Origin of the sequence: Segeticoccus rhizosphaerae (genome assembly GCF_009192725.1) — a bacterium.
In the GTDB taxonomy this organism is placed as follows: domain Bacteria; phylum Actinomycetota; class Actinomycetes; order Actinomycetales; family Dermatophilaceae; genus Segeticoccus; species Segeticoccus rhizosphaerae.
The window spans coordinates 1-23,278 of record NZ_VOHR01000014.1 but is presented as its reverse complement, the minus strand read 5'-3'; the positions used below and the strand labels follow the sequence as shown (position 1 = coordinate 23,278).

Here is a 23,278-nt window from a genome sequence, read left to right as displayed (position 1 = left end):
TTCGACGCTCGGTGGAAGGCCCCAATGACAAGGGCGGATCGCGGCGGAATGGGGCACCTCACAATGTTGACGCAGCGGCCTGGGATCGAAGGCTGCCACGCACGGAACCTCTTGTCCCACTCAGCCAGCTCCGCTGGGCTCATGCACCCTTGGTCGCCGTGCACAGAAACAGGCCGAACTCGCGGTCGCCCTTGAGGATGGTGCTGGCGTCAACGAAGCTGGCCTCGGCGAATCCGGCGTCGGCCAACTGCTCCGCCAGGCGTTGCCTGTCGAATCCGTGATGTCCGTCAAAGTCGACCTTCTCGGCGTGGAAGGCGCCGTCGGGATCCTCGTCAAGGTCCGCGATGGCCAGCCAACCACCGTTGACCAGGAGCCCCGCCAGGGACCGCAGCAGCCCATCCAGGTCCTGAACGTGGTGCAACGCCATGGAGCTCCACACCACGTCGTAGGCACCACCGAGCGGCTCTGTCGTGAGGTCTACCTGCACAGCGCGCAGGCGGTCACTGAGTCCGGCCGCCTCGATCCGCTCCTGTGCTACCTGCACCATTCCAGCCGAGGGGTCGGTCACGACAACAGAGCCGACCCGATCGGAGAGCAAGATGCTCAGCCGACCGGTGCCTGCGCCGACGTCGAGAGCGCGCATCCGAGGGCCGAGGGTCACGGCCTCCTCGATGGCCCGGGCCACCGCAACCTGTCGCTCCTCGTGGCTCGCGTCGTCGTCCCACGTCGCCGCTTCGTCGTCGAACCGCATGCGCTCGTGCATGTGCTTGACCCTAGCCGCGGCGCTGTCGGCCGCGACCGCCTACCGGGCGGGCGTCGACGCCGTCGTGGCCCAGGGCTTCGAGGCGGGGGGCGCGGCGTCTTCGACCCTGACGGCCAGGACGACCTGCTCGGGACCGTGGCGCTGACCCGCCTTCTCGCGGATCGCCCCGACCTGCCCGTGGTCGCGGCAGGTGGCGTCATGGACGGCCACGGCGTGCGCGCGATGATCGAGCTCGGTGCGGTCGCGGCTCGGCTGGGGACGGCCTTCGCCGCATGTCCCGAGAGCGGTGCCGACGACGCCTTCCGGGCTGCGTTAGCCGGCAGCAGCGCAGAGCACGCTGCGCCGCTGCACAGGCCCCTGCCGGCCGCCACCGTGATCGACCTGCTCGAGCAGGAGCGGGCCTCGGGCCGGGGCGGCCGCGATAATGGCCCGGTGACCGCCACGACGAACGACCCGCTCTGCCTGCCCGCACCCGATCCGGACCTCGACGTGCTGCACGCGTGCCTTGGCAGCTCCTGGGGCCTGGCGGGCGAGCTCACGCCGCTGCATGGCGAGCGGGACCGCAACTTCCGGCTCGACACGGTCGCTGGTCGCTACCTGCTCAAGGTGTACAACCCGGCGGACGGGGAGGCGGTTCTGGACCTGCAGCGCTCGGCGCTGCGCCATATCCGAGCTGTCGATCCCGACCTGCCGGTGCCCGACGTCGTCCCCACGCAGGACGGGCGGGGGTGGCTGGAGGTGACCGGCCGGGACGGCCGCCGTTCCCTGGCCTGGGTGATGACCTGGCTCGAGGGCCGGCATCCAACGCCGGCAGACCTAGCCCCCGCCCAGCTGCGGGACTGGGGCCGCACGGCGGCCCGGCTCGGTCGGGCGCTGCGCGGTTTCGTGCACCCGGCCGCGGCGTACCCGATCGCCTGGGACATCCGGCGCTTGCCGCAGCTGCGGCCATGGCTGTCCGCGGTCGACGCGGGCCGGCGGCCGACGGTCGAGGCGGTGCTCGACCGCTTCGAGCGCCGGGTGGTCCCGGATCTGGCGGCGCTGCGTGCACAGGTCGTGCACAACGACCTCGCCCCGGGCAACGTGCTCGTCGACGACTCCTCGACGATCACCGGGATCACCGACTTCGGGGACATGACTCACACCGCGCTGGTCTGCGACGTGGCGGTCGCCGCCTCCGACGGGCTGAGCGGTCGGGAGGACGGTCTCCAGCTGGTACCGGAGTTCCTGGCCGGGTACCACTCGGTTACCCCGCTCGAACCGGGCGAGCTGGCGCTGGTGGCCGACCTGATGGCCGCCCGCAACGCGGCGGCCATCCTGATCACCGCCTGGCGGACTCGTGAGCAGGGCTGGGCACCGCAGATCGACGACGAGGCTTACCACCAGCTCGGGCTAATGCTCGACGTCGGGCTGGACGCTCTGACGGGCCGGTTCACGACCGCCCTGCGAACCGGCACGCCCGGGCCGTCGTACGGCGGAGGAGGGCTTCCCTACCCCCGCCGGGCCACCGAGGAGCTGCTCGACGCCCGGGCGCGGTCTCTAGGCGGGCTGGAGCTGAGCTACGCACGGCCGGTGCACCTGGTCGGTGGGCGAGGAGTGTTCCTAGAGGCCGTGGGTGGCCGCCGCTACCTCGACGCCTACAACAACGTGCCGGTGCTCGGGCACTCCCACCCTGCCGTGGTCGACGCGGTCTGCTCCCAGCTGGCGACCCTCAACACCAACAGCCGTTACCTCCAGGAGGCCCCGGTCGAGCTCGCGGAGCGGCTGCTGGCGACACTGCCCGACCGGTTCGACCGGGTGCTGCTGGTCAACTCGGGCAGCGAGGCCAACGACCTGGCCTGGCGGATCGCTCGACACGCGACCGGCGCCGCGGGCGGCATCGCCACCAGCTGGGCCTACCACGGAGTCACCGAGGCCACCTACGCGTTCTCGCCGGAGAGCTGGGGGACCGCCGACCGTCCCGCCCACATGCGGTTGGTCGAGCCGCCACCCGGGCCGTTGTCCGCCGTGCCCGAGGCGGCCGAGGACCTGCACGCCGCGGGACTCGGCGTGGCGGCGATGCTGGTCGACGGAGTGTTCACCAGCGACGGGATCCACGGGCCGGCACACGACTGGACCTCTGCGGCGGCCGCCGCGGTCCACGACGCGGGCGGCCTCTACGTGGCCGACGAGGTTCAGGCGGGTCACGGCCGCACCGGCGACTCGCTGTGGAGCTTCGTCGCCGGGGACGTGCCGGCCGACCTGGTAACCCTCGGTAAGCCGATGGGCAACGGCTACCCGGTCGCCGCGGTCGCCGGTCCCGCCGACCTCGTCGACCCATTCCTCGAAGGCACCGACTACTTCAGCACCTTCGGCGGCGGTACTGCCGCCTGCGCCGCCGCCCTCGCCGTGCTGCGCACGCTGGCGCAGGACCGGGTCGTCGACCGGGTCGCCGCGGTGGGCGCTCACCTGGTCGAGGCGTTGCGCGAGGTCACCGCCGACAGGGCCGAGGTGGCCGGGGTGCGCGGCTGGGGACTGGCGGTCGGTGCCGACGTCGTAGACCCAGCGACCGGTCGGCCGGACCCGCAGCGCACCGGCCGGATCGTGGACGGCATGCGCGAGCGCGGGGTGCTGATCGGTCGCACCGGTCCCGGCCGGAACACCCTGAAGATCCGCCCGCCGCTGGTCTTCGGGGACGAGCACGTCGACCTGCTCACCGACGCGCTGACGGCCACCTGGCTGCGCTCCGGTGACCGCGAAGTGCGAGTCGGGCCTCACAGCGCCCGCTGCTCGGCCACGGAGTTGCCGCCGTCGACGACCAGGCACTGGCCGCTCAGGTACGCCGCGCCGGGAGTGCACAGCCACGCCACCGGCCAGGCGATCTCGTCAGCGGTGCCGCTGCGGCGCACCGGAGTGACCTGGCCCTCTCGCCGCTCGTCGTCGGTCTGGGAGCCGGTGGCTATCCAGCCCGGCGCGACGGCATTGGCGGTGATCCCGTCCGCAGCGAGGTCGACGGCCAGTGACCGGGTCAGCCCGACCATCGCGGCCTTGGCAGCGGCATAGCCGGCGTCCTGCCGCATCGCCATCACCGGTCCGGTGACGCTGGAGACCATCACGATCCGACCCCACGCGGACCGGCGCATGACAGGCACGGCCGCGCGGGTCGTCAGAAAAGCGGTGTCGAGGTTGCGGCGCAGGCTGTGCTGCCACTCGTCGTACCCGAGCCCGTCGACGCCTCCGGACAGCGCGTCGCTGTCGGTGACGGAGGTCATCCCCGCGTTGTTGACCAGGATGTCCAACCGGTCCCACCGGCTCGTGACGGCGGCGACCACCGTCTGCGCAGCCGTCGGATCGGTGAGGTCGGCGACCAGGCCGGTGGCCTGGACTCCAGACTCCGCCAGCTCACCCGCACGGTCGTGCACCCGGTCGGTAGTGGCGGTCAGCACCACGGCGGCGCCGAGCGCACCGAGCCGCCGGCATACCGCGAAGCCGATGCCCGTGGGGCTGCCCGCACCGGTCACCAGCGCGACCCGGCCGGTCAGGTCCAGTCCCGTCGTCACCACGGCACGGATGCTGCCAGATGCCGTGCTCCTGGTCGAGTCCGGCCGGGCCGGGGCAGCCGCGGCTGCTGGTGGCTCACGGTCGCTGCGATCGCGAGGACTGGGTCGCGTGCCCCGTTTGGCTCCTCGACCGCCATGACGAGGACCTGGCTGGCGTTGGGCTGGGTTTGCCTCGATCACCGAAAACGAGGAGGTGACGGCGGATCACTGCTCCACGACTCGCCGGATCTGGGGAAAACTCGACGAAACCCGCGCTGATCTGGGCCGGCAATCGACATCAGTGTCTTTGGCGGTCACGACACGACTCCTCCACCCCACTGGTCTCGGCGAATCTTGGCCCCACTCCGCGGAGAAACGCGCAGGCATCCGATCCGCTGGCAGGGCGAAGTCCCTCGAGTAGCAGCGGAGGTACCCGATCGGCGTTCAGCCGAGCGCAGCACCGCTCGTCAAACGCGGCTGCTAGACGATTCCCGTAGGGCCGGTGTCTGGCCAGACTCGGTCTAGGTGATCGGCACGCGGACGCCCCACGGCGGCGCACCGACGACCGGTGCCGCTCCCGTAGGCGATTCGCCCCGCGAGACGCCTTACCGGTGGCCGTGGCGCCGCGACAGTTGTGTCGCCGGGCCGCGGCGTGCAGTCCTCGCCTGGTCAGCGGTCGATGGGTTGGTCTCCGCCGGGGTGTGCCGACGCGGGCGCGTCGGAGTCGCGGACGGCTTCTGGCGCCTGTCTGAGCAGCACTTCGAGGATCTCACCGACCGCGACCTCGTCGAGGCCTTCGCGGCGGAGCGGCAGGGTTGGATGCAGTTCGTAGAAGTTGCGACTGCCTACCCGGCGGCGGGTCAGGTAACCGCCCTCCACCAAGTCCGACACGAGCCGGTGTGCCGCCCGCTCGCGGACCCCCACGCTCTCGGCGATCTCGACGATCCGGATCCCGGGGTGCCGCGCGACGCAGTAGAGCGCGTGCAGGTGGTTGGTCATGAATCCCCATTCAGCCATGCTTCCCATCCTACCCGTGATACAGAACATGTTTAATTTGACATGTCTTATGTGGCAGCGTAGCGTCTATGGGGTCGACCAGACCGACCCCACCGCCGGCACCCGTACCCGTGGAAGGGCGTTCTCATGGCGCGACAGTCCCCATACCCGCTCAGCCTCGAGGGAGAGTTGTCGCCACACCTGAGCCGCTGGCTGTGGCTGGTCAAGTGGTTGCTGGTGATCCCACACGCCATCGTGCTGTTCTTCTTGTGGACCGCCTTCCTCGTGCTGTCGCTCGCCGCGTTCTTCACGATCTTGGTTACCGGCCGCTACCCGCCGGCGATCTTCGACTTCAACGTCGGCGTGCTGCGCTGGAGCTGGCGGGTGGGCTACTACTCCTACAGCGCGCTCGGCACCGACCGCTACCCGCCGTTCAGGCTGGCCGACGACCCGGACTACCCGGCCCGGCTCGACGTCGAGTACCCAGCGTCGCTCTCCCGGGGTCTCGTCTTGGTCAAGTGGTGGCTGCTCGCGCTGCCGCACTACCTGATCATCGGCGTGTTCACCGGCGGCGCCTTCGCCGGCTACAACCAGGCACGCGACCACAACGCATGGGCGTACGGCAGCGGCCTGATCGGCCTGCTGGTCTGCATCGCCGCCCTCGCCCTGCTGTTCGCCGGCCGGTACCCCCGCGGCCTCTACGACCTGGTCATGGGCATGAACCGCTGGGTACTGCGCGTCACCGCCTACGCGGCGCTGATGACCGACCAGTACCCGCCGTTCCGCCTCGACATCGGCGGCACCGAACCCCCCACCGCCGCCGCGCCCGACACGACCCCGCTGACCCCCGCTCCGGTCGTCCCATGACCACCGTGCCCGGCGCGCGAACGACGCCCTGCACGACCCAGCCCGACTGATACACGCACACACAGGGAGCACGACATGACTGCTGCCACCCACACCCCCCACACGACACCGACCGCGGGGCGTGTCATCCCGCGCCGACGGATGGAGCCGAACAGAAGGATCTCCCTGACCGCCGGCATCCTGTATGTCCTCACCTTCGTGTCCATCCCCACCCTCGGGCTCTACAAGCCCGTCAAGGATCACGTCGGCACCTTCATCCTGGGCGCCGGCAGCGACACCGGCGTGCTCTGGGGCGCCGCCTCCGAGGTCATCGTCGGCATCGCCGGCATCGGCACCGCCGTGGTGCTCTATCCGATCGCCAAGCGAGTCAGCCAGACCGCCGCCCTGGGGTTCGTCACCGCCCGCCTCCTGGAGACCTGCCTCATCTTCGTCGGCGTCATCAGCCTGCTGACGATCATCACGCTGCGCACCGACGTCGCCGGAACCGCCGGCGCCAACTCCGCGGCACTGGTCACGACCGGTCACGGCCTGGTCGCCGTCTACACCTGGACGTTCCTGCTCTCGCAGAGCCTGATGCCCGTCGCCTGCGACCTGCTTCTGGGCTACGTGCTGTACCGGTCCGGGCTGGTGCCCCGCATCCTGCCGATCGTCGCCTTCGTCGGCGCCCCGCTGCTGCTGGCCTCCGACATCGCTGTCTTCTTCGGCGCCTACCCCAACGTGTCCCCGGTCGCCGCCCTCGCCGCGCTGCCCGTCGCTGCGTTCGAGCTCTCCCTCGGGCTCTGGCTGATCGTCAAGGGCTTCGAGCCCACACCGCTGACCTCCACCAACGCCCCGTCCACCCCATTCCCCGACGGTCTCCCGGTCGCCTAACACACCAGTTCACACCAGTTCACCGCCCAGTCGTTTTGGGCGCCCGTCAAGGAGCGCACCAGTGACCGTGTACGGCAACCGACACAGATCCGGGCTCACGCCGGACATCAGGAATCCACAGCCCAAGCAGGACGTCATGCCACGCAGGATGATTGCAGTCGTCGTAGGCATCCTCTTCCTCGTCCAGATGGTCACCGCCATGATCGGGACCTCGTTGATCCAAGCCTTCGTGGACGGTGACACCGCAAGGGCGCCGATGACGATCGGCGTGCTGTTCATGATGGGTTCCGGTCTTGCCGTGGTCGGTATCGGCCTGCTGATGTACCCGGTCCTGAAGGTCGTCAACCAAAGGCTGGCCATCTGGTACCCCATCCTCAGGATCGTCGAGTTCATCGTCTCCACCGCTCGGCGTCTACCTCCTGGCCCAGCTGCAGGTGGTCCCGAACCACCTGCTGTGGACCTACGTTCCGACTGGCCTCGGGGGCCTGCTCCTGACCTACCTGCTTTACGTCTCCCGCCTCGTTCCGCGTCCCATCGCCGTTCTCGGTCTGCTCGGATACGCACTTGTTTCACTGGGAGTGCCGCTAGGCCTCGTCGGCGTGCTCGACACGAACAAGGGGGCTGGCCTCGCCCTACTCGCCCCAGGTGGATTGTTTGAGGTCGTGTGCATGCCGATCTGGCTGATCGCGAAGGGATTCAACCCACCCACGTCCGAACAGCAGCTCATCGCGCCCACGTTGGCGACCACGAGCTGACCAGTGCCAGCCATGCAGTCGTCCCGCGGCGCCAGGCCCAGTGCGGGACAGGTCCAGGTGTCACTTCACTACGAAGGGCAGCACCGGCCACCTGATCCATCCGCCGGACTTCGCCAGCGCAGCGCCAAAACACCTCGTCTGGTCGGGCACCCACCCCACATCGCCAGACGAGGAGAACAGCAGAATGTGGGCCATCGCCGATGTCGCCCAAGAACTCTCCCAGGAGGTGGCGCCACAACCAAGGACCAAGGCCGACACCGGCGGCAGACGTGCTCGCGCCGACCGTCCACGGCCTCACCAGCTAGTCGACCGCTCCGGTATGTCGCGCGGCGCCCGCCCCGCGGGCCCCTCGACCCTCACGCAACATCACCTTGTCAGTTCATCAGGAGGACCCCATGCTGACCAGTGCATCCGTCACCGCCAACATCCCCGCCGCGGATCTCGCGCGTGCTCGATCGTTCTACGCCGACACCCTCGGCCTGACGCCGGCCACCGAGGTCGCTGACGTCGGAATGCTGATCTACCGCACCGACGGCGGGACGGCCTTCAGCGTCTACCAGACCGAGTACGCAGGCCGGGCCGGCCACACCATCGCCCAGTTCCACGTCGACGACGTCGTGGCCGAGGCGCGCGCCCTGCAGGCCAAGGGCGTCGCGCTCGAGACCTATGACATGCCCGGCGTGGAGTGGGATGACGGCATCGCCGACATGGGCAGGATGGGCCAGGCGGCCTGGTTCAAGGACAGCGAGGGCAACATTCTCTGCCTCGACTCCGGATTCCCGCAGGGCTGAGCAGTCACGCCCCGAGACGTGAACGCGGACCGTCGCTTCCGATGTCCTCGTGAGTCCATCAGCCACGCGAATCGCACGCTTCGCTTCATCGCAGAGGACGTGGTTCGCACCGGCGCGGTGAGCGATCTACCCGACGCCTGACCGGTGTCCTCGACCTCAGCCGAACCCCGGCATTGGTCAACCGTGTCCAGCCAGATCAGCAGAGCCGGCGGCCCGGCCAGCCGGTGTGCGCCCTCAACGCGGCGGATAGACGCAGAGGAGTTGTCTGCATGGCATATGCGGCACCAACTTGGATTTGAGGACGCTCGTCTCACCACATCGGGAACAGATGGTGGCATCGACGTTGCGTCCGAAGGCGCCGCTGCCCAAGTAAAGCACTACATGCAGCCAGTGGGCGCCCCTGAGGTTCAACAGCTACGGGGAGCGGCCCACGGATCGGAAAACTCTCTGTTTTACGCCCTGAGTGGATACACTCCGGCGGCCGAAGAATACGCGAATCTCGCGGGGGTGGCCCTGTTTGTCTACGACGTCTACGGGGAAGTGCGTGCCGAGAATGGGTCGGCTCGGGACCTGTTGGAGAGTGCACCCCAGCGGAGCGCGCGGCTAGAGGAGGTGCGGCGGGCCGAGCAACAAGCGGAAGAAGAAAGCCGCGCTTCTCAAGAATTGCGCCTACGACGCCGAGAAGAGGAGTGGTCGCACGCTAGGACGCTCCTGAATGAACAAGTCGCTTGCGGGAATGTCTCCGAAGTCGAAGGTATTATCCAACGAGAAATGGATGCACTCGTCGACCAAGTTGCCGCGTTGAAGAACCAGTCCGAGGCGGTCCTAACTGCATACGAATACCATCTCTGGTGGATAGCCAAAATCGAATACTTCCCTGGGTTCCCAACGGAAGTTCCTGAAATCGACGATCGTCTGGAGAAAATCGGCGACGAAATACGTGAGAAAATCGAACACCCTCCAACAACCGCTCGAGACTGGTATGCGGTTATAGACGCATGGCGAAAAGAGGTTTCGATCTTTAGCGATTCCTTGACTGACGTGCTTAACAACTTAGACGACTCGGACCGGGCGCAGCACGTGAAGCAGTTGCTCGAGACGGATCGGACACGGCTACTGTGACGACACCGCGATAGCGAACACCGAACCGCCCCATCAGCCCGGCTTCATGCCTCAGTCAGCCTGAACGGTCCAACGCGGCGGAAGGACGCAGTCCACTGATCCCCCGGAGTCGGACGCATGCGCCACCCCTGAGCGCACAATTCGGCCTCGAAATCACACAGTCCGAGACCAGTCAATGATTCCCGACGCCAACGCGGCCACATCTTTCAGTTGCCGGTCTGGATACTTTAGATGACGTAGCGCTTGTGCATACCCGAAAGCAGCCATCTCAGATTCCGAACCACGTTTGAGCGACTCTCTGCGACAGGACCGCACAAAGTGAGGCCATGGGCAGCCGTCGATATAGGCTTCAAGGTCCATCCAGTTCCTCAGGTTGACTGCCTCCGGCCAAGTTACCGATCGGGCGGGACCATCCCGGTGGAGGAGCAAACTCAGTTCTAGTGTGACAGGATCTGCCACCGCGGCGCCGATACCAGTGTCCCCGAAGTCGATCAACACGGGCCTTCCATCAGAATCGATGAGGACGTTTTCGCCATGAAGGTCACCGTGAACCACGCACCTCGACACATTAAGAGTTCGATTCTCGAACGAGGCGTCCAGAACGACTCCCCATCGCTCCACTTCCTCGTCGGATATAAAGTTGCGACGAATATCGCTTATTGTCGTCTCGCAAAACTCTAATCGATTCCTCCATGGTAACAACCCATCAAACATTCGGTCCACAATGCGGGCCGTTCCTACCTCATCACGCGTCAGGAACTCAAATACATTCGACGATTGGGGATCTGCAACAGTCGAGATCAAGCACGCTTTGCCTCGAAGCCCCGTCGAGATCGGTTGCAGCAAAGGCGCGAATAACCCAGGCCTGAGTTGAGTCGGAACGTACGTCTCGAATGCCCTTTGCTCTCTTAAGGCTCGACTATGCAACTCAATCTTTAGGTAGTTCGAACCCACGACCTGCCCGGTGCTATTCCTGTAGGTTGCGCGAGCAACCTCGGCATTCGAAAGACCTGATGCCCCAAATACATCGGCAAATTTCGCGCCGACCCGATCACCACAGCAACGAATAGCCGTTTTCATGTCCTCCGACACCGAAGGTCCCGAAATCGTCATTCTCGCGGCCTGCGCCGACCTACTATCCAAGACATTCTGTATAACGCTACGAAGTTCGTCCGGGGTGTCTTTGATAGCCAACTGGACCATCAACCAATCTTCGCGCCCGAAGCACGCCGCTTCCCCCCCGCGTCCCAGTTGTTCGCGGACGTTCCGTGGTGTTGCGAAACCGGTCAAGAACAGCTGTGGGACGCCGGGGAGCACTTGCCTGGCATGTGCATGCACCGCGAGGCCATGTTGCTCATCTGCGTCAAGTCCGCCATCTTGGGGAGGGATCTGGATGTCGCAAATGATCAAGTCAAACTCGGCTGCCGGTGTGATTACTGCCATAGCTGCATCTCGACTTCGAACGAGAGTCAGTTCCATATGAGGATCGACTTCACGCAGGATTATCGTCGTATCCTCTGCATCCCGCTCTTCATCTTCCACTAAAAGAACGTTTATAGTCATCGGTCTTCGCCGATTGGCCATCGAACCTCAAAGGAAACGCCTACAGGGTCACGCGGGGTAAGGAATATCACACCATGCAAGGAACGCATGGACCGCTGGGCCACCGTTAGGCCCCAGCCGAAATGTCCAGACTTTCCCTTGTTTGTTCGACCGGGCTTCCATACGAAATCAGCGCCAGGCGGCAGGCCAATACCTTCATCCAAGATCGTGATCCAGGCATCCTTGTCTGTTCTGCCAAAGTTGACAATGACAGGCTTCCCAGATGCATCGGACGCCTCGACTGCGTTGACCAGGCCGTTACTCACAGCCAAGTCAATTAGATCCGGGTCGCCCAAGACGGTCAAAGTGTCCGACCTCGTGACCAACACAGGATGCGTCGAGAATTCGTCACGGCCGGAGATGGTTTGTATAAGATCGGTCAAATCAAACTCTTTCACGTTCGGTGCACCAGCAGCCTCGTGAACCCTGCGCAGCACCTTCAGAAATTCGTGTAGGCGTTCGAGCGAGGCTTCAGTTGTACTGCCGTGGAATCGTTCGGCGAGTTCAGCTTGCGCATGGATTTTCACACGCCTTACCTGGGGGCTGATCTCATGCAGCACGAGCTCGGTGACCATCTGAATTGCTTCACCAGCGATATCATCGTTATCCGTCGAATGCGGCAGATCGGGCATCTCCTTGTGCTCGCTCGGGCCGGTCGACTGGAGGCGCAGAATCGCTCGGTCTAAGGCTGCCCTAACCCAAGAGTCCGGCTCACGCCGTCGTCTCTCTTGTATTACGGAAAGGTGCTGGCGCTCTCCGGACTTCTGGGCCAGGCGGGCACCTCGTAGCCGGTCGCTCGTAGCGGGAGAATCGAGCAAGCCTAGGGCTTCGTCCATGCCGCTCACGACCGCCGAGCCGCCTTCGCATAGAAGCGCGAACGTCGGGCGAAGGCTTCGGCTCCCCCTTCCATGATAGAGGTGACCGAGGCCACGATCTCCGGGTCTTGTAGCGAGGCGGCATGACTCACAAAGCCACGACGCCCGTCGGACTCCATGACAACGACGAGATCCGCTTCACCGAGTACAGGGATGTTGGCATTATGCGACGAGAAGATGAACTGGTCTGTGGCTTCGCGCTGACGGAGTGCCGACACCAACGTATCCGCGACGAACGCGTTATCCAAGTGATCCTCTGGCTGATCGATGAGTAGTGGGTCAGCGTTCGCCCCGAGTAGCATCGGCAGAACAGCTGTGCACCTTTGACCGATCGACAGCCGATCGCTCGCTTTATATTCTGCTCCATCCATCAGTTCGAGCCGGACCCCATCCTCGATTTGGCTTCCTACAACCTCCGACAAGCCGACAGATCCAAGAGCAGAGATCAAGGAGGCGGCCCGTTCTCGTGTAAGTCCAGTAGCTGAACACAAGCCATCCGAGTCTTCAGTCTCGACAAATGTCGCTAACTCTTGGGGAGAAATTCGTTCGGCTAAGATCGGCGCCAGCGAATTGTAATGAACGCCCGATCCCCGCAAGGTCCTGACGATTGCATTCTGGTAATCCTCGGTGTCGAGCGAGCGCCGCACCGATACGCGGACCGTCGGGGAGAGTTTCGTCGAAACATCCTCGGCGATTTTTGCTCGAGCAGCAAAGACCCTGTCACGAAAGGCCTCAAGGCGCTCATACTCCGCGTCTCTCAAGGAGGCCAGTTCTCGATAACGGGCAACGCGACTTTCTAAGCGAGTAGATAGGGCAGCGAGTTGACCGCCTCGTTCCTCCAACTCAGCCACTCGTCTGGAAGCGACTCCCACCCCTTCCTCCAGCGCGTTGAGCCGTTGACGGAGTTCGCTCGAAAGCTCTTCAAGCTTGGCGCGCTCACTCGCAATGATTTCGCGCTCCTTCTGTAACAGCGAAATCGCTGTGCTTACTCTATCTTGCGTTTGGTTCAACAATTGCGTGGCTTCTAGGGTGGCCTCGACGGCAGTTGAAAGTGCTTGGCTCGATTCCTCGATCCCCCATGAGCCGCTGACCGTCTGAGCGTAGCTCGCAACCGATGACACGCGCGCGCGCAATGCCTCCAGATCCATAGCCTTCTGGTCGACTGTTGCCTGCCGAGTTGAAAGGGCATTCGAGGCAGCCTGGAACTCTACAAGACGGTCTTGATCCTCAGTCGACGCCTTGGCATTGTCAAGGAGTGTCCGCTGCTCCCGCCGAGCTCGATCGAGGTCAGCGGTAATGCTTGTCTCATCCTCCACGCGGTCCCGCAAGGCTCGACTCTCTTGGATTACCTCGTGCAGTTCGACCGAAATACTTTTAAGTTGAGATCGAATACGAGTCATTTCGGCATCATCGTGGGATGGGGTATCGCGAAAGCGATCGACCAAGTGCAAGCGCCCTGCCGCCTGCGCCCCAACAGCTTCGACTTCGTTCTGCGCCAACACTGTCGCTCGAACGCGGAGGGGGACCGAGCCGACCACTTGTCCTGCGAATGTCCGGCTAATGGTGGATACCACCCCGGTGGCGGGATCCGTAAGCTCAACGGTGACCGCGCCTCCGCCTAAGATCGCCATTGCTTGTTGTCGACCGCGGGTTACCGCGTCCTCAGTGAACCCACCAGCGTCAAGGCAGAATCGAACCAACTCGATGATTGACGTCTTCCCGGTCCCTCGGGCACCGATTATGACGCTCAAGCCTGGCCCGAATGTCAGGTCGAGACCGGCAAGAAACCCCTCATCTTCGACGCTCAATCGACTGATGTACATCGGGGCCTCTCTGGTGAGCCGTCTGCGGATCCTGCCCATCGTACTGGGCAACGCCAAGGAGTCAGCGCGTCGCGTACGTAAAGTACGTTGGCTCTTTCCAGTGATAAAGGGCACCACCCTGTCGGCCGCGGACCGCCGCGGGCTGCGGCACACCTAGTGGCTGCGTCTTAGTGGAATGCAGCGACGAAGTGCTCCGCCGCCTGGCGTTGGCCCGGATGGTGTGCAACTGGCACCAGATCGACTTCCTCCTCATGGCGAATCCTCCGCAGACTGATCCCCGGTACGTGCGGCCAGCTGATAGAGCTGGAACACCACTTGAGCACCGCCGAACTCGCGGTTAGCGGCCACGCGAATGTCCCATCGGCCTCCTGTCGGGACAGGGAAGGGGGCACGCACAGCGGGAACGTGGCGGAGGAACCCGCTGTGTGAGCAAGGTGCAAAGCGGGTCACGTCGCGGATGGCGCCGCACACACGGCGAGCGCATATTTTTCCCGGGCCCGGGGGAAGCTCGCAGTTGCCACCGACGAGGCGGCTCAGTCGAGATCCTCCGCGCGGCCAGGGCGATCCTCTTGAGTCGCTCCGGTGCTGAGTCGGGCGATCCGCAGCACGGCTTGGAGACCTTGTGGACTGCCCGGCCAGTGCTCGCGGACCGCGGAGACACCGGCCCGACGGACGGCCGAGCGCAGCGCGAGCACGACGATGATGGCGTCGTCGGCATACCCGATCACGGGCAGGAAGTCTGGGATGAGATCGATCGGGGATGCCAGGTAGACCAGCAGCAACCACAACCTGACCCGGGCGCCTCGGGGGACCTCACGGTCGGCGGCCAAGCGCTTGAGCAGGCGCAGCAGGTCCGGCAGCAGCCTGAGACTCTCGCCAAGGGTCAGGTCGTCCGGTCGCAACCGCCAGACCGCCACGACCAGCATGATCCAGATCGAGAGCAGACCGGCCGCGATCGCGACCGCCGCCGACCATGTGGTGTGGCTCACCATGTCCCTTCCTTTGCTGGGAGGAAGCGATGCAGGCTCCACCAGTTGGTCTCAACTCGCGTCGGCTGCTCGCTGGACCCAGCGTCGCCGCGCCACGACGCGGTCAGCGCTCCAACGGCCACACCTCGCGGTCCGCGAGCCGACCGAGTCCGACGTCGACGCTCGTTGCGGCTGCCCGCTACCTGGCCGGGCCCGAGCGGCCCACCGGTGCGGGGGCGGTTTCCGCTGCCACCTTCATCATCAGTGTGGTCGGCTGCGGACTGGTCTGGTGCCCTGAGGGCTTCTGCCCTGGTTGTTCTCGCGACAACGCTAGTCGAACAGATCCTCGAGGAAGCTGCGGCGCTTGCGGCGGGGCTGGTGGCCATGCTGTGCCCGACTGCGGTAGTCGCCTCGGTAGTCATCCCGGTAGCCCTCGCCGTAGCCTACGCTCTCGCGGTAGCCGGGCCGGTCTCTGGGCGCCGCAGGAGCAACCGGACTGTTGAAGGCCGCCTCGGCGTCGACGAGGCGCTCGAGCTCGCCACGGTCGAGGAACAAGCCGCGGCAGTCTTGGCACTGGTCGACATGGACGCCGTTGCGCTCGTAGGACGTCATCGTGCCTCGGCACTTCGGGCAGGTCATCTGATTGGTCATCCGTACTCCTCATGGGAAGGGTCGGCGCGTGGCCAACCGACGCGCGGCGTAGCCCAGTCAACGCCTCCCCCGGGCGGCGAGTTCCCTCACGGTCGAACGACGTGGGGTCAGGGGATCGCTCTACGGACAGGAGCGTTCACCGGTGACCGCGAGGAGGTGGGGCGAGTTGTGTGAGCTCGGTCAGCAGCGCGGTGACCTTGGTGTCGATCTGGTCTCGGATCGGACGCACCTGCTCGAGGGTCAGGCCGGCGGGGTCGGGCACGTCCCAGTCGAGGTAGCGCTTGCCGGGGTAGATGGTGCAAGCGTCGCCGCAGCCCATGGTGATCACTACGTCGGCGGCTGCCACGTCCTTGGTGTCGAGTCCGGTGGGGATCTGGTCGGACAGGTCGATGCCGAGTTCGGCCATGGCCGCCACGACCGCCGGGTTCAGTTGGTCTGCAGGTGCGGAGCCGGCAGACCGGACGGCCACCTGGTCGCCGCCGTGGCGTGTCAGAAGGGCGGCGGCCATCTGGGAGCGGCCGGCGTTGTGGACGCAGACGAACAGCACCTCGGGCGCGGCGCCCTGGCGATCGGTCATCAGATGCTCTCCCTGGCGGTGGTGGAGCGTGGATGCTTGGTTGGCACGGGGTAGAAGAGGCGGCGGGCCCACAGAGCGACGTAGACGAGGGCGACCAGGACGGGGACCTCGATCAGCGGGCCGACGACGCCGGCGAGGGCCTCTCCCGAGGTGACGCCGAAGACGCCGATGGCCACCGCGATGGCCAACTCGAAGTTGTTGCCCGCAGCGGTGAACGCGAGGGTCGCGGTGCGGGGGTAGGGCAGCCCGAGACTCCGGCCGAGGGCGAAGCCGCCGGTCCACATGAGCGCGAAGTAGGCCAGCAGCGGCACCGCGATACGGGCGACGTCACCGGGTTGTCGGGTGATGGTGTCGCCCTGCAGGGCGAACAGGACCACGATGGTGAACAGCAGCCCGATGAGCGCCCAGGGCCCGATCTTCGGCAGGAACCTCGCCTCGTACCACTCCCGGCCGCGGGCCCGTTCGCCCAGGACGCGGGTGAGGAAGCCGGCCACCAGCGGGATGCCGAGGAAGATCGCCACGCTGGCGGCGATGGTGCCGACCGAGACGTGCAACCCGGCGGTGTCCAGGCCCAGCCAGCCGGGCAGGACCTGCAGGTAGAACCAGCCCAGACCGGCGAAGGCGACGATCTGGAACAGCGAGTTCAGCGCGACCAGCACCGCGCCGGCCTCGCAGTCGCCGCCGGACAGGTCGTTCCAGATCAGCACCATGGCGATGCAGCGGGCCAGGCCCACGATGATCAGCCCGGTCCGGTATGCCGGTTGGTCGGCCAGCAGCAGCCACGCCAGGGTGAACATGAGCGCCGGGCCGACCAGCCAGTTCAGCACCAGGGAGGACACGAGCAGGCGGGTGTCGCGGGTGACCCGGTCGAGCTGGCCGTAGCGCACCTTGGCCAGCACCGGGTACATCATGACGAGCAGCCCGACGAAGATCGGTGCCGAGACCCCCGTGGTGACGTGCGCGGAGTCCAGCACCCCGGCGATGCCGGGCACGAACCGGCCCAGCAGCAGTCCGAGAGCCATCGCCGCCAGGATCCACACCGGCAGGAACCGGTCCAGCCGGGACAGCCGGGCGACGACCGGCGCGTCGAGGTCATGAGCCGAGCGCTCGGTGACGGTGTCGCTCACGGGATGGTGACCGGGGTGGCTCCCGCGGCGGTGAGCAGCGTGGCGAGCGACTGCAGCGCCTGCGGGCGTGCCCGGTAGTAGACCCAGGTCCCGCGCCGCTCCCGGTCGACCAGACCGGCGTCGTGCAGCACCTTCAGGTGGTGGGAGATCGTCGGTTGGGACAGCTCGAACGCCGGGGTCAGGTCGCACACGCACGCCTCGCCGTCGGCGTGGGAGGCGATCAGCGACATCAGCCGCAACCGGACCGGGTCGGCCAGGGCCTTCAGCAAGGGGGCGACGGTTTCGGCCTGTTCGGCGCTGAGCGGCTGGCTGGTCAGGGGCGAGCAGCACAGGCTCAACGGCTCGGCGACGGGAAGCAACTTCGGCATGCATCTATATTGACAGATGTTGATTCAGAGGTGCAACATGGACCGCCATATAGACATCAATCGATACAAGGAGTGGCAATGTCCCGCATCCAGCTCGCGCTCAACGTTTCCGACCTCGAGGCTGCGATCGCCTTCTACAGCAAGCAGTTCGGCGTGGAGCCAGCCAAGCGTCGACCCGGCTACGCGAACTTCGCCATCGCCGAGCCACCGCTGAAGCTGGTGCTCCTCGAGGGCGCCGGTGAGGGCGGCACCTTGAACCACCTCGGCGTCGAGGTGAACTCCACCGAAGAGGTCGACGCCCAGCAGGCACGGCTGACCGCCGAGGGCTTCTTCGCGGACGAAGAGCGCGGCACCACCTGTTGCTACGCCACCCAGGACAAGTTCTGGGTCACTGGGCCGGACGGCGAACGGTGGGAGCACTACACCGTGCTGGCCGACAGCCCCACCTTCGGCGGTCAGCCCTCCGCAGGGTCCACGAGCGAGGACGAGACCGCCTGCTGCGCCAGCTAACCCACCACAGGCAACTCGAGACACAGGAGCACGTCATGTTTGTCCATCCCTACATCGCCCAGGCTTTGGCCGACGCGCACATCCAGCAACTCCGGCGAACCACCGGACCCCGCGCGAGGAGGCGACAGCTCGACCCGCGCCCCACGCGCTTGGCCACCCGGCTGGCACTCGTTCTGGAACCAGCCACACGTGCGCCAAGGCAACCCACGGCCTGCCCCACCTGCTGAGCCCTGCAGGCCTGCCGGACCCAATCCGGCGGGCCAGCATCCGGATCCGGGACGGCCTCGCCAGAGGCAGTCAACGAGTCCGACCGATCTCGTGCAGGGTCTCCGTGGCCCGCGCGATGACATCCGCCGCGTCGGGACGGTCGTCGGGGCTGCGCGGGCGCCAGACCGCACGCACGGTCGACCCCACGGTGATGGCGTCCGCACCGAGCTGGCGGGTGTCCTCCACCGGACGAGACAGACGACGTCCGCCCCGCAGCGCCCGGGCGTAGATAGCCAGGGTTCGGGGGGTGTAGATCCGCCACCACGGAGCCCGGCCGATGCCGAGCCGGCCGTAGAGGTCCCGGTCGGGGTCGGACAGGACCTCCCCCGGCCACCCCAGATGACGGGCGATCGCAGTGAGCGGGGCGATGGGGCTGAAGCCGACCAGGAGCAGCCCGATCCTCGGGTCACGCGGTTGCTGGTGCACCTGGACCAGGTGCTGCTGGCACGGCAGTCAATGACGATGCCGCAACATCACCAGGACATTGACTCCGGTGAGCTGCCTCAGCGGCATGGGGTGCCCCTGCGGCCCGGTGAGTGTCAGGTCGGCGAGATCCAGGTGCGGGTGCTTCAGGTCGGGCACGGCAGGCTCCTTGCTGGTCGGTCAGATGGCGCAGTTCACCGGTTGCGGGATGGTCCCGTCGGCCAGCCGCGCCGCGAGGAACCGCTCGGTCACCAGCCGCTTGCCCTCCGCGAGGGCCGTGCCCGGACCGGCCAGGTGCATGTCCGGGCTGCTGGCCACGTCGGCGCCGGCAGGGTGCCAGTGCAGCCCGTCGGTGGTGACGGTGAGCTCGGGGATGCTGCTGTCGTCGCCGATCTCGACGCCGCCGGCCGATGCGCCACGACGCAGCAGGGGACGGACAACCAGGTGGTCGGCAGGGACGCCGATCCGCTCCAGCAGCGCGGCGACGGCCGGGACCTCGGCGCGATTCTTCTCGGTCTCGGTCAGCGCCACCAGAGGTGGATGACCGAGGTCGGCGAGGCGTGCGATGCCCTCGATGGTGCGCTGCCAGGAGCCGGTCCCCCGGTGCGCATCGTGGGTGGCGGCGAGGGCTCCGTCCAGAGAGGTCTGAATGGTCAGGGGCCGGTCGATCAGCTCGGTCAGTCGGGCGAGTCGGCGGCCGCGCAGCAGCATCGCGTTGGTCAGCAGGGTGGTCGGTAGCGCGGCGGTGGCGGTCTCGAGCAGCTCGGGAAGGTCGGGGTGCAGCAGCGGCTCACCACCGGTGAGGTAGAGCTCGGTGAATCCCTCCGCCACCGCCTCCTCGACCCGGTACCGGAAGGTTTGCGGTGTCAGAGTCCGTGGCGCGGCGCGGGGTGAGGACGCCACCGCGCAGTAGTCGCAGGAGAGGTTGCAGTGGAAGTTGGTGTAGAGCCACAGCCGTGCGGGGAACCACGTCGTGCCGAACAGCGGGGTGACGGGGCGGGTGTCCCCGCCGAGGGGTTCGGGCGGCGCCCACCCGTCGGTGGATTTCGCGGAGCCCGCCGCTGGCTCGTCGCGGTAGAGGTGGTACCTGCCACGCGCCCGCTCCACCGGCGGCAGCACCTCCAGGCAGGTGGTCCACCACCCGGTCTCGATGGTCTCCACGAACAGCTCGGGCAGACCTGCGGCGCGCATGGATCTGGCCTGCGCCCGCCAGTCGTAGGCCAGGCGGACCAGCTCGGCGCGGGGCGCCCGGCGACCGAGGTCGAGGACGGCATACCAGACGCTGGTGCGGCCGTCGTTGGCCGGCTTGCCGATGACACCGACATTGACGACCAGGGTGGCTCCGACACGGCGCTGCCAGGGCAGCCCGCTGTGGGTGCACAAGATCACGTCGGCACCACTGGCGGCCACCCGCTGCCGGTGCTGCTCCTCGGTGCGCGACTCCCACCAGAAGTCGTTGAGGGCCAGGGGCGATCCGTGCACCAGGTGCACGTCGGTGCCACCGATCCGCAGCCGGCGCTGCGTGGGCAGGCCGCCCATCCAGGCGGCGAAGCGCCGGCCGGTGTGAGCCAGGGTGTGGTCGTAGATCAGCTGGGCGAAGGCGTTGTCCCGTGGATCGTGGTAGCCGCAGCCGCAGCCCGGGTCGGCGCGCGCGATGGCCACGTCGTAGTTCCCGGCGACGCACACCACGTCGTTGCTGCTCAGGATCGGCCACAGCCCGTCCACGTCCGCGCCGAACCCGCCGAGGTCGCCCAGGCAGTAGAGCCGCTCGCACCCGTGTCGTCGAGCGTCGTCCACAAAGGCCTGCAACGCATAGGGGTTGGCGTACGCGCCACCGCAGACGGCGATTCTCATGCCCGGCCCCCGGCGACGCTCACGGGTGGCTCGGGGGCCAGCTCCTCCAGCGAACGGCGAGCCGCCTCGGCGCCACCGCGCAGGGCGAACGCGGCCATGGCTGCGGCACCGACCAGCCAGAAGGCCACCACCAGCGCATAGGACACGAACGCGCCGATGGCGGTGGCGAGCCCCGGCAGCACCAGGGCGCCAGCGATCGCACCGACCCGGCCGACGCCGACGGACAGGCCGACGCCGGCGCCGCGCAGGTGGGTGGGGAACAGCTCGGTGAACGTCGGGTATGCCGTGGTCCACGCCGCGATGCCCGCGGCACTGGCGAGCATGAATGCCGCCGTGACCCACCCGCCGTCCCCGGTCGCGGTGGCCACGGCGAGCACGACCACCGCACATGCGGAGGCGGTGTAGCTGCCGATAACCGTGGCCCGTCGCCCGATCCGGTCGATCAGCAGGCTCATCGCGAGTCCGCCGGCCAGGCCGCCGAGGTTGCCCAGGATGTAGAAGAACGGGATCTCGCGTTGGCTGATGTCCACCTGGGGCAGCACCACCACCGACAGCAGCGCGAACAGCCCGTAGTAACCGAACGCCTCGGCCAGGTCGAGCAGCGAGCCGAGCACCAATCGCCCCGGGTATCGGGTCAGCAGCTCGTGCAGGGCGGCCCGGACCACCGGGCGGCCGGGCGGCGCTGCCGGCATTGCGAAGTTGCGGCCGTGGCCAGCTGTGACACCCGAGGCGGTCTCCAGGCCGGCCACGACGCGCTCAGCCTCGGTGTGCCGCCCACGCGAGGCCAGCCACCGGGGCGACTCCGGGATCCGGCGCCGGAAGACCAGCACCACCAGCGCGATCAGCCCACCGAGCAGGAACAGGTAGCGCCACGACACCGACGTCCCCACGGCTGCGGTGTTCAGCAGGAGGAAGGCCAGCACGGCGGCCAGGATTGCCCCCATCGGCCAGAAGCTCATCACGACGACGTTGGCACGGCCACGAGTGCGAGCGGGGATGAACTCGGCGATGGCGGCATTGACGATCGCGTACTCGGCGCCCACCCCCAGCGCGGCCAGGAAACGCAGCACATAGACCACCCCCAGGCTTGGTGCCAGCCCGGTCAAGACCGTGAATCCCGCGTACCACGAGAGGGTCAGGACGAACAGGCGCCGCCGCCCGAACCGGTCGGTCAACGGCCCCCCGGCCACCGCCCCGAGCAGGATGCCCACCAGCCACACCGCGAGCACGCCGTCGCGCTCGGTCACCGAGGCACCGAAGGTGTCCCCCAGCGGTCCGATCGCGGTGGAGAACAGCTGGACCTCGAAGGAGTCGAACAGCCACCCCGCCCCGAGTGCGAGCATGATGCTGGTGTGCCGCGCGCCCCACGGCAACCGGTCCAGCCGGGCGCCGAGTCCGGCGGTCTCAAGCCGGTTCATGGGCGCTGTGCCGAGGCCAGTGTGCTCGACCGGTGGCCGGGGCGCCAGGAGTCCCAGTGGCCCGGTCCGGCGCGATAGCGTCGTGCAGTCTCGGCGGGGTCGGCACCGCACAGGTGACGGACCTTGAGGTACTGCATGAACGCGACCATCGGCCACGTCCCGTGGACGTCGAAGCGTCGCGACGACGCGGTGGACATCGCTGGTATGACGACCAGCTCGCCCACCCGGCGCAGCCGCCGGCAGACCTCCAGGTCCTCCATCAGCGGCAGGTCGGGGAAGCCGCCGACAGCCTCGAGCGCGTCCCGCCGCACGAACATCGTCTGGTCGCCGAAGATCCAGCCCAGCCGGCGGGCGCGGAGGTTTGAGGTCCAGGCCAGGTAGCTCAGACCCGGCGAGCGGCGGTCGAAGCGCAGGGTCAGACCGCCGCCGACCACTCCCGGCCGGCGCAGCTCGCGCAATAGCTGTGGCAGTGCGGCGGATTCGGTGACAGTGTCGACGTGGTGCACCCATAGTGTCTGGCCGGCTGCAGCCTCGGCGGCGGCGTTCAGCTGCGGCCCGCGACCCCCGCCGGTTTCGACGACCTTCGCCCAGCGCAGCGCCAGCTCGGCCGTGCCGTCGGTGCTGCCGCCGTCGGCAACGACCAGCTCACATGCGGGGAAGTCGCGCGCCAGCCGGTGCAGGCACGCCTCGATGCGGTCGGCCTCGTCCAGCGCCGGAATGAGCACGGACACCTGCGGATCCGCCGTCATGACTGCACCGCCGACGGGACCAGGTGTGCCGCGATCACGGCCGGAAGGGCAGGGTCGGCCAGCAGCGCGGCGGCGTCCTCGGGGGTGTCCAGATCGCGAAGGGTGGGCAGCAGCTGCCAACGCACGCGGACGTCATACAGCTGCTGCTGGGTCGCGGCGAGGACACCGTCCCCGCCCCACAGGAGGGGATCGATGCCGAACACCGCCGGGATCGGGCGGGCCAGTCCGGCCAGGTAGTAGCCGCCGTCCAGGGCAGGCCCGAGCACCGCGTCGGCGCCCTCGCGCAATGTCGTGGCCGCCGCCGTCAGCAGGTCGCCGGCCAGGGTCGGCGCGTCGGTGCCGATGACCAGCACCGGTCCCGGCTGCTCGCGGTGCACCTGCCGCACA

Annotated in this window: 24 protein-coding genes and 2 pseudogenes; 9 read left to right on the top strand and 17 right to left on the bottom strand. The window is 67.1% G+C overall.

Going from position 1 to position 23,278, the window contains the following annotated elements; translation table 11 throughout:
• Window positions 1-139: 139 nt before the first annotated feature.
• Window positions 140-763 carry a class I SAM-dependent methyltransferase gene (locus FRW57_RS02585; RefSeq protein WP_152185220.1) on the bottom strand — a complete coding sequence of 208 codons (624 nt, stop codon included), beginning with the start codon at window positions 761-763 and terminating at the stop codon, window positions 140-142.
• Here FRW57_RS02585 and FRW57_RS24740 point away from each other — a divergent pair.
• Both FRW57_RS24740 and FRW57_RS02580 read left to right on the top strand, forming a co-directional pair.
• On the top strand, window positions 762-908 hold the full coding sequence (locus FRW57_RS24740) for a hypothetical protein (RefSeq protein ID WP_274381655.1): 147 nt from the start codon (window positions 762-764) through the stop codon (window positions 906-908). The two genes, FRW57_RS02585 and FRW57_RS24740, sit on opposite strands and share 2 nt — an antisense overlap.
• A pseudogene (locus FRW57_RS02580) lies at window positions 899-3,457 on the top strand (aminotransferase class III-fold pyridoxal phosphate-dependent enzyme); the annotation flags it as partial. The gene FRW57_RS24740 and the pseudogene FRW57_RS02580, both read left to right, overlap by 10 nt.
• Window positions 3,458-3,513: 56 nt before the next feature.
• Here the strand turns inward: FRW57_RS02580 and FRW57_RS24305 are convergent.
• Window positions 3,514-4,302, bottom strand: a complete 789-nt coding sequence (locus FRW57_RS24305; protein WP_238999260.1) for an SDR family NAD(P)-dependent oxidoreductase — start codon at window positions 4,300-4,302, stop codon at window positions 3,514-3,516.
• A gap of 645 nt (window positions 4,303-4,947) precedes the next feature.
• On the bottom strand, window positions 4,948-5,295 hold the full coding sequence (locus FRW57_RS02570) for a helix-turn-helix transcriptional regulator (RefSeq protein WP_137123396.1): 348 nt from the start codon (window positions 5,293-5,295) through the stop codon (window positions 4,948-4,950).
• 126 nt (window positions 5,296-5,421) lie between these two features.
• Between FRW57_RS02570 and FRW57_RS02565 the strand changes: the two genes are divergently transcribed.
• The 6 genes and pseudogenes from FRW57_RS02565 to FRW57_RS02540 all read left to right on the top strand — a co-directional run bounded on the left by FRW57_RS02565 (window position 5,422) and on the right by FRW57_RS02540 (window position 9,679).
• Window positions 5,422-6,141: a DUF4389 domain-containing protein gene (locus FRW57_RS02565; RefSeq protein WP_137123397.1), complete on the top strand. Its 720-nt coding sequence runs from the start codon at window positions 5,422-5,424 to the stop codon at window positions 6,139-6,141.
• A gap of 75 nt (window positions 6,142-6,216) precedes the next feature.
• Window positions 6,217-7,011, top strand: coding sequence for a DUF4386 domain-containing protein (locus tag FRW57_RS02560; protein ID WP_203230186.1), 795 nt, complete (start codon window positions 6,217-6,219; stop codon window positions 7,009-7,011).
• Window positions 7,012-7,147: 136 nt separating this feature from the next.
• Window positions 7,148-7,357: pseudogene (locus FRW57_RS24970) on the top strand (hypothetical protein); the annotation flags it as partial.
• Window positions 7,358-7,430: 73 nt separating this feature from the next.
• On the top strand, window positions 7,431-7,766 hold the full coding sequence (locus FRW57_RS24730; protein ID WP_152185217.1) for a DUF4386 family protein: 336 nt from the start codon (window positions 7,431-7,433) through the stop codon (window positions 7,764-7,766).
• 395 nt (window positions 7,767-8,161) lie between these two features.
• Window positions 8,162-8,557 carry a VOC family protein gene (locus tag FRW57_RS02545; RefSeq protein WP_152185210.1) on the top strand — a complete coding sequence of 132 codons (396 nt, stop codon included), beginning with the start codon at window positions 8,162-8,164 and terminating at the stop codon, window positions 8,555-8,557.
• A gap of 183 nt (window positions 8,558-8,740) precedes the next feature.
• Window positions 8,741-9,679, top strand: a complete 939-nt coding sequence (locus FRW57_RS02540) for a restriction endonuclease (protein WP_152185209.1) — start codon at window positions 8,741-8,743, stop codon at window positions 9,677-9,679.
• Between the two features lie 153 nt (window positions 9,680-9,832).
• Here FRW57_RS02540 and FRW57_RS02535 read toward each other — a convergent pair whose 3' ends face one another.
• From FRW57_RS02535 to FRW57_RS02500, 8 genes are all read right to left on the bottom strand, one after another.
• A complete protein-coding gene (locus FRW57_RS02535; protein ID WP_162529232.1) occupies window positions 9,833-11,221 on the bottom strand; it encodes a phosphotransferase in 1,389 nt (462 codons plus the stop codon).
• Window positions 11,222-11,238: 17 nt separating this feature from the next.
• Window positions 11,239-11,913, bottom strand: coding sequence for a sensor histidine kinase (locus tag FRW57_RS02530; protein WP_162529231.1), 675 nt, complete (start codon window positions 11,911-11,913; stop codon window positions 11,239-11,241).
• 209 nt (window positions 11,914-12,122) lie between these two features.
• Entirely contained in the window at window positions 12,123-13,979 is a 1,857-nt protein-coding gene (locus FRW57_RS02525; protein ID WP_162529230.1) for an AAA family ATPase, read from the bottom strand.
• A gap of 533 nt (window positions 13,980-14,512) precedes the next feature.
• Complete coding sequence (locus FRW57_RS02520; protein WP_137123470.1) at window positions 14,513-14,971, bottom strand: YkvA family protein; 459 nt, start codon at window positions 14,969-14,971, stop codon at window positions 14,513-14,515.
• A 306-nt stretch (window positions 14,972-15,277) separates the two neighbouring features.
• Window positions 15,278-15,598 carry a TFIIB-type zinc ribbon-containing protein gene (locus tag FRW57_RS02515; protein WP_238384885.1) on the bottom strand — a complete coding sequence of 107 codons (321 nt, stop codon included), beginning with the start codon at window positions 15,596-15,598 and terminating at the stop codon, window positions 15,278-15,280.
• Between the two features lie 136 nt (window positions 15,599-15,734).
• Entirely contained in the window at window positions 15,735-16,175 is a 441-nt protein-coding gene (locus FRW57_RS02510; RefSeq protein WP_137123469.1) for an arsenate reductase ArsC, read from the bottom strand.
• Window positions 16,175-17,302 (bottom strand): ACR3 family arsenite efflux transporter, encoded by a 1,128-nt coding sequence (gene arsB, locus FRW57_RS02505; protein ID WP_137123468.1) that lies wholly within the window; start codon window positions 17,300-17,302, stop codon window positions 16,175-16,177. Before arsB ends, FRW57_RS02510 begins: the two co-directional genes overlap by 1 nt.
• The gene (locus tag FRW57_RS02500; protein WP_152185205.1) at window positions 17,299-17,670 is read right to left on the bottom strand and encodes an ArsR/SmtB family transcription factor; all 372 of its coding nucleotides are present in this window, start codon (window positions 17,668-17,670) and stop codon (window positions 17,299-17,301) included. The genes arsB and FRW57_RS02500 overlap by 4 nt, the downstream gene beginning before the upstream one ends.
• 78 nt (window positions 17,671-17,748) lie before the next feature.
• Between FRW57_RS02500 and FRW57_RS02495 the strand changes: the two genes are divergently transcribed.
• A complete protein-coding gene (locus FRW57_RS02495; RefSeq protein ID WP_137123466.1) occupies window positions 17,749-18,180 on the top strand; it encodes an ArsI/CadI family heavy metal resistance metalloenzyme in 432 nt (143 codons plus the stop codon).
• Window positions 18,181-18,477: 297 nt separating this feature from the next.
• On the opposite strand, the gene FRW57_RS02490 is transcribed toward FRW57_RS02495, so the two are convergent.
• The 6 genes from FRW57_RS02490 to FRW57_RS02470 all read right to left on the bottom strand — a co-directional run.
• The gene (locus FRW57_RS02490) at window positions 18,478-18,873 is read right to left on the bottom strand and encodes a thioredoxin domain-containing protein (protein WP_137123270.1); all 396 of its coding nucleotides are present in this window, start codon (window positions 18,871-18,873) and stop codon (window positions 18,478-18,480) included.
• Window positions 18,874-18,900: 27 nt separating this feature from the next.
• Window positions 18,901-19,029, bottom strand: coding sequence for a hypothetical protein (locus tag FRW57_RS24725; RefSeq protein WP_274381644.1), 129 nt, complete (start codon window positions 19,027-19,029; stop codon window positions 18,901-18,903).
• 21 nt (window positions 19,030-19,050) lie between these two features.
• The gene (locus tag FRW57_RS02485) at window positions 19,051-20,724 is read right to left on the bottom strand and encodes a radical SAM protein (protein WP_152185204.1); all 1,674 of its coding nucleotides are present in this window, start codon (window positions 20,722-20,724) and stop codon (window positions 19,051-19,053) included.
• On the bottom strand, window positions 20,721-22,142 hold the full coding sequence (locus FRW57_RS02480) for an MFS transporter (RefSeq protein WP_137123272.1): 1,422 nt from the start codon (window positions 22,140-22,142) through the stop codon (window positions 20,721-20,723). The genes FRW57_RS02485 and FRW57_RS02480 overlap by 4 nt, the downstream gene beginning before the upstream one ends.
• Window positions 22,139-22,891, bottom strand: a complete 753-nt coding sequence (locus FRW57_RS02475) for a TIGR04283 family arsenosugar biosynthesis glycosyltransferase (RefSeq protein WP_152185203.1) — start codon at window positions 22,889-22,891, stop codon at window positions 22,139-22,141. Before FRW57_RS02475 ends, FRW57_RS02480 begins: the two co-directional genes overlap by 4 nt.
• Window positions 22,888-23,278: TIGR04282 family arsenosugar biosynthesis glycosyltransferase (locus tag FRW57_RS02470; protein WP_162529229.1), on the bottom strand; the 391-nt coding region annotated here is incomplete at its 5' end. The genes FRW57_RS02475 and FRW57_RS02470, both read right to left, overlap by 4 nt.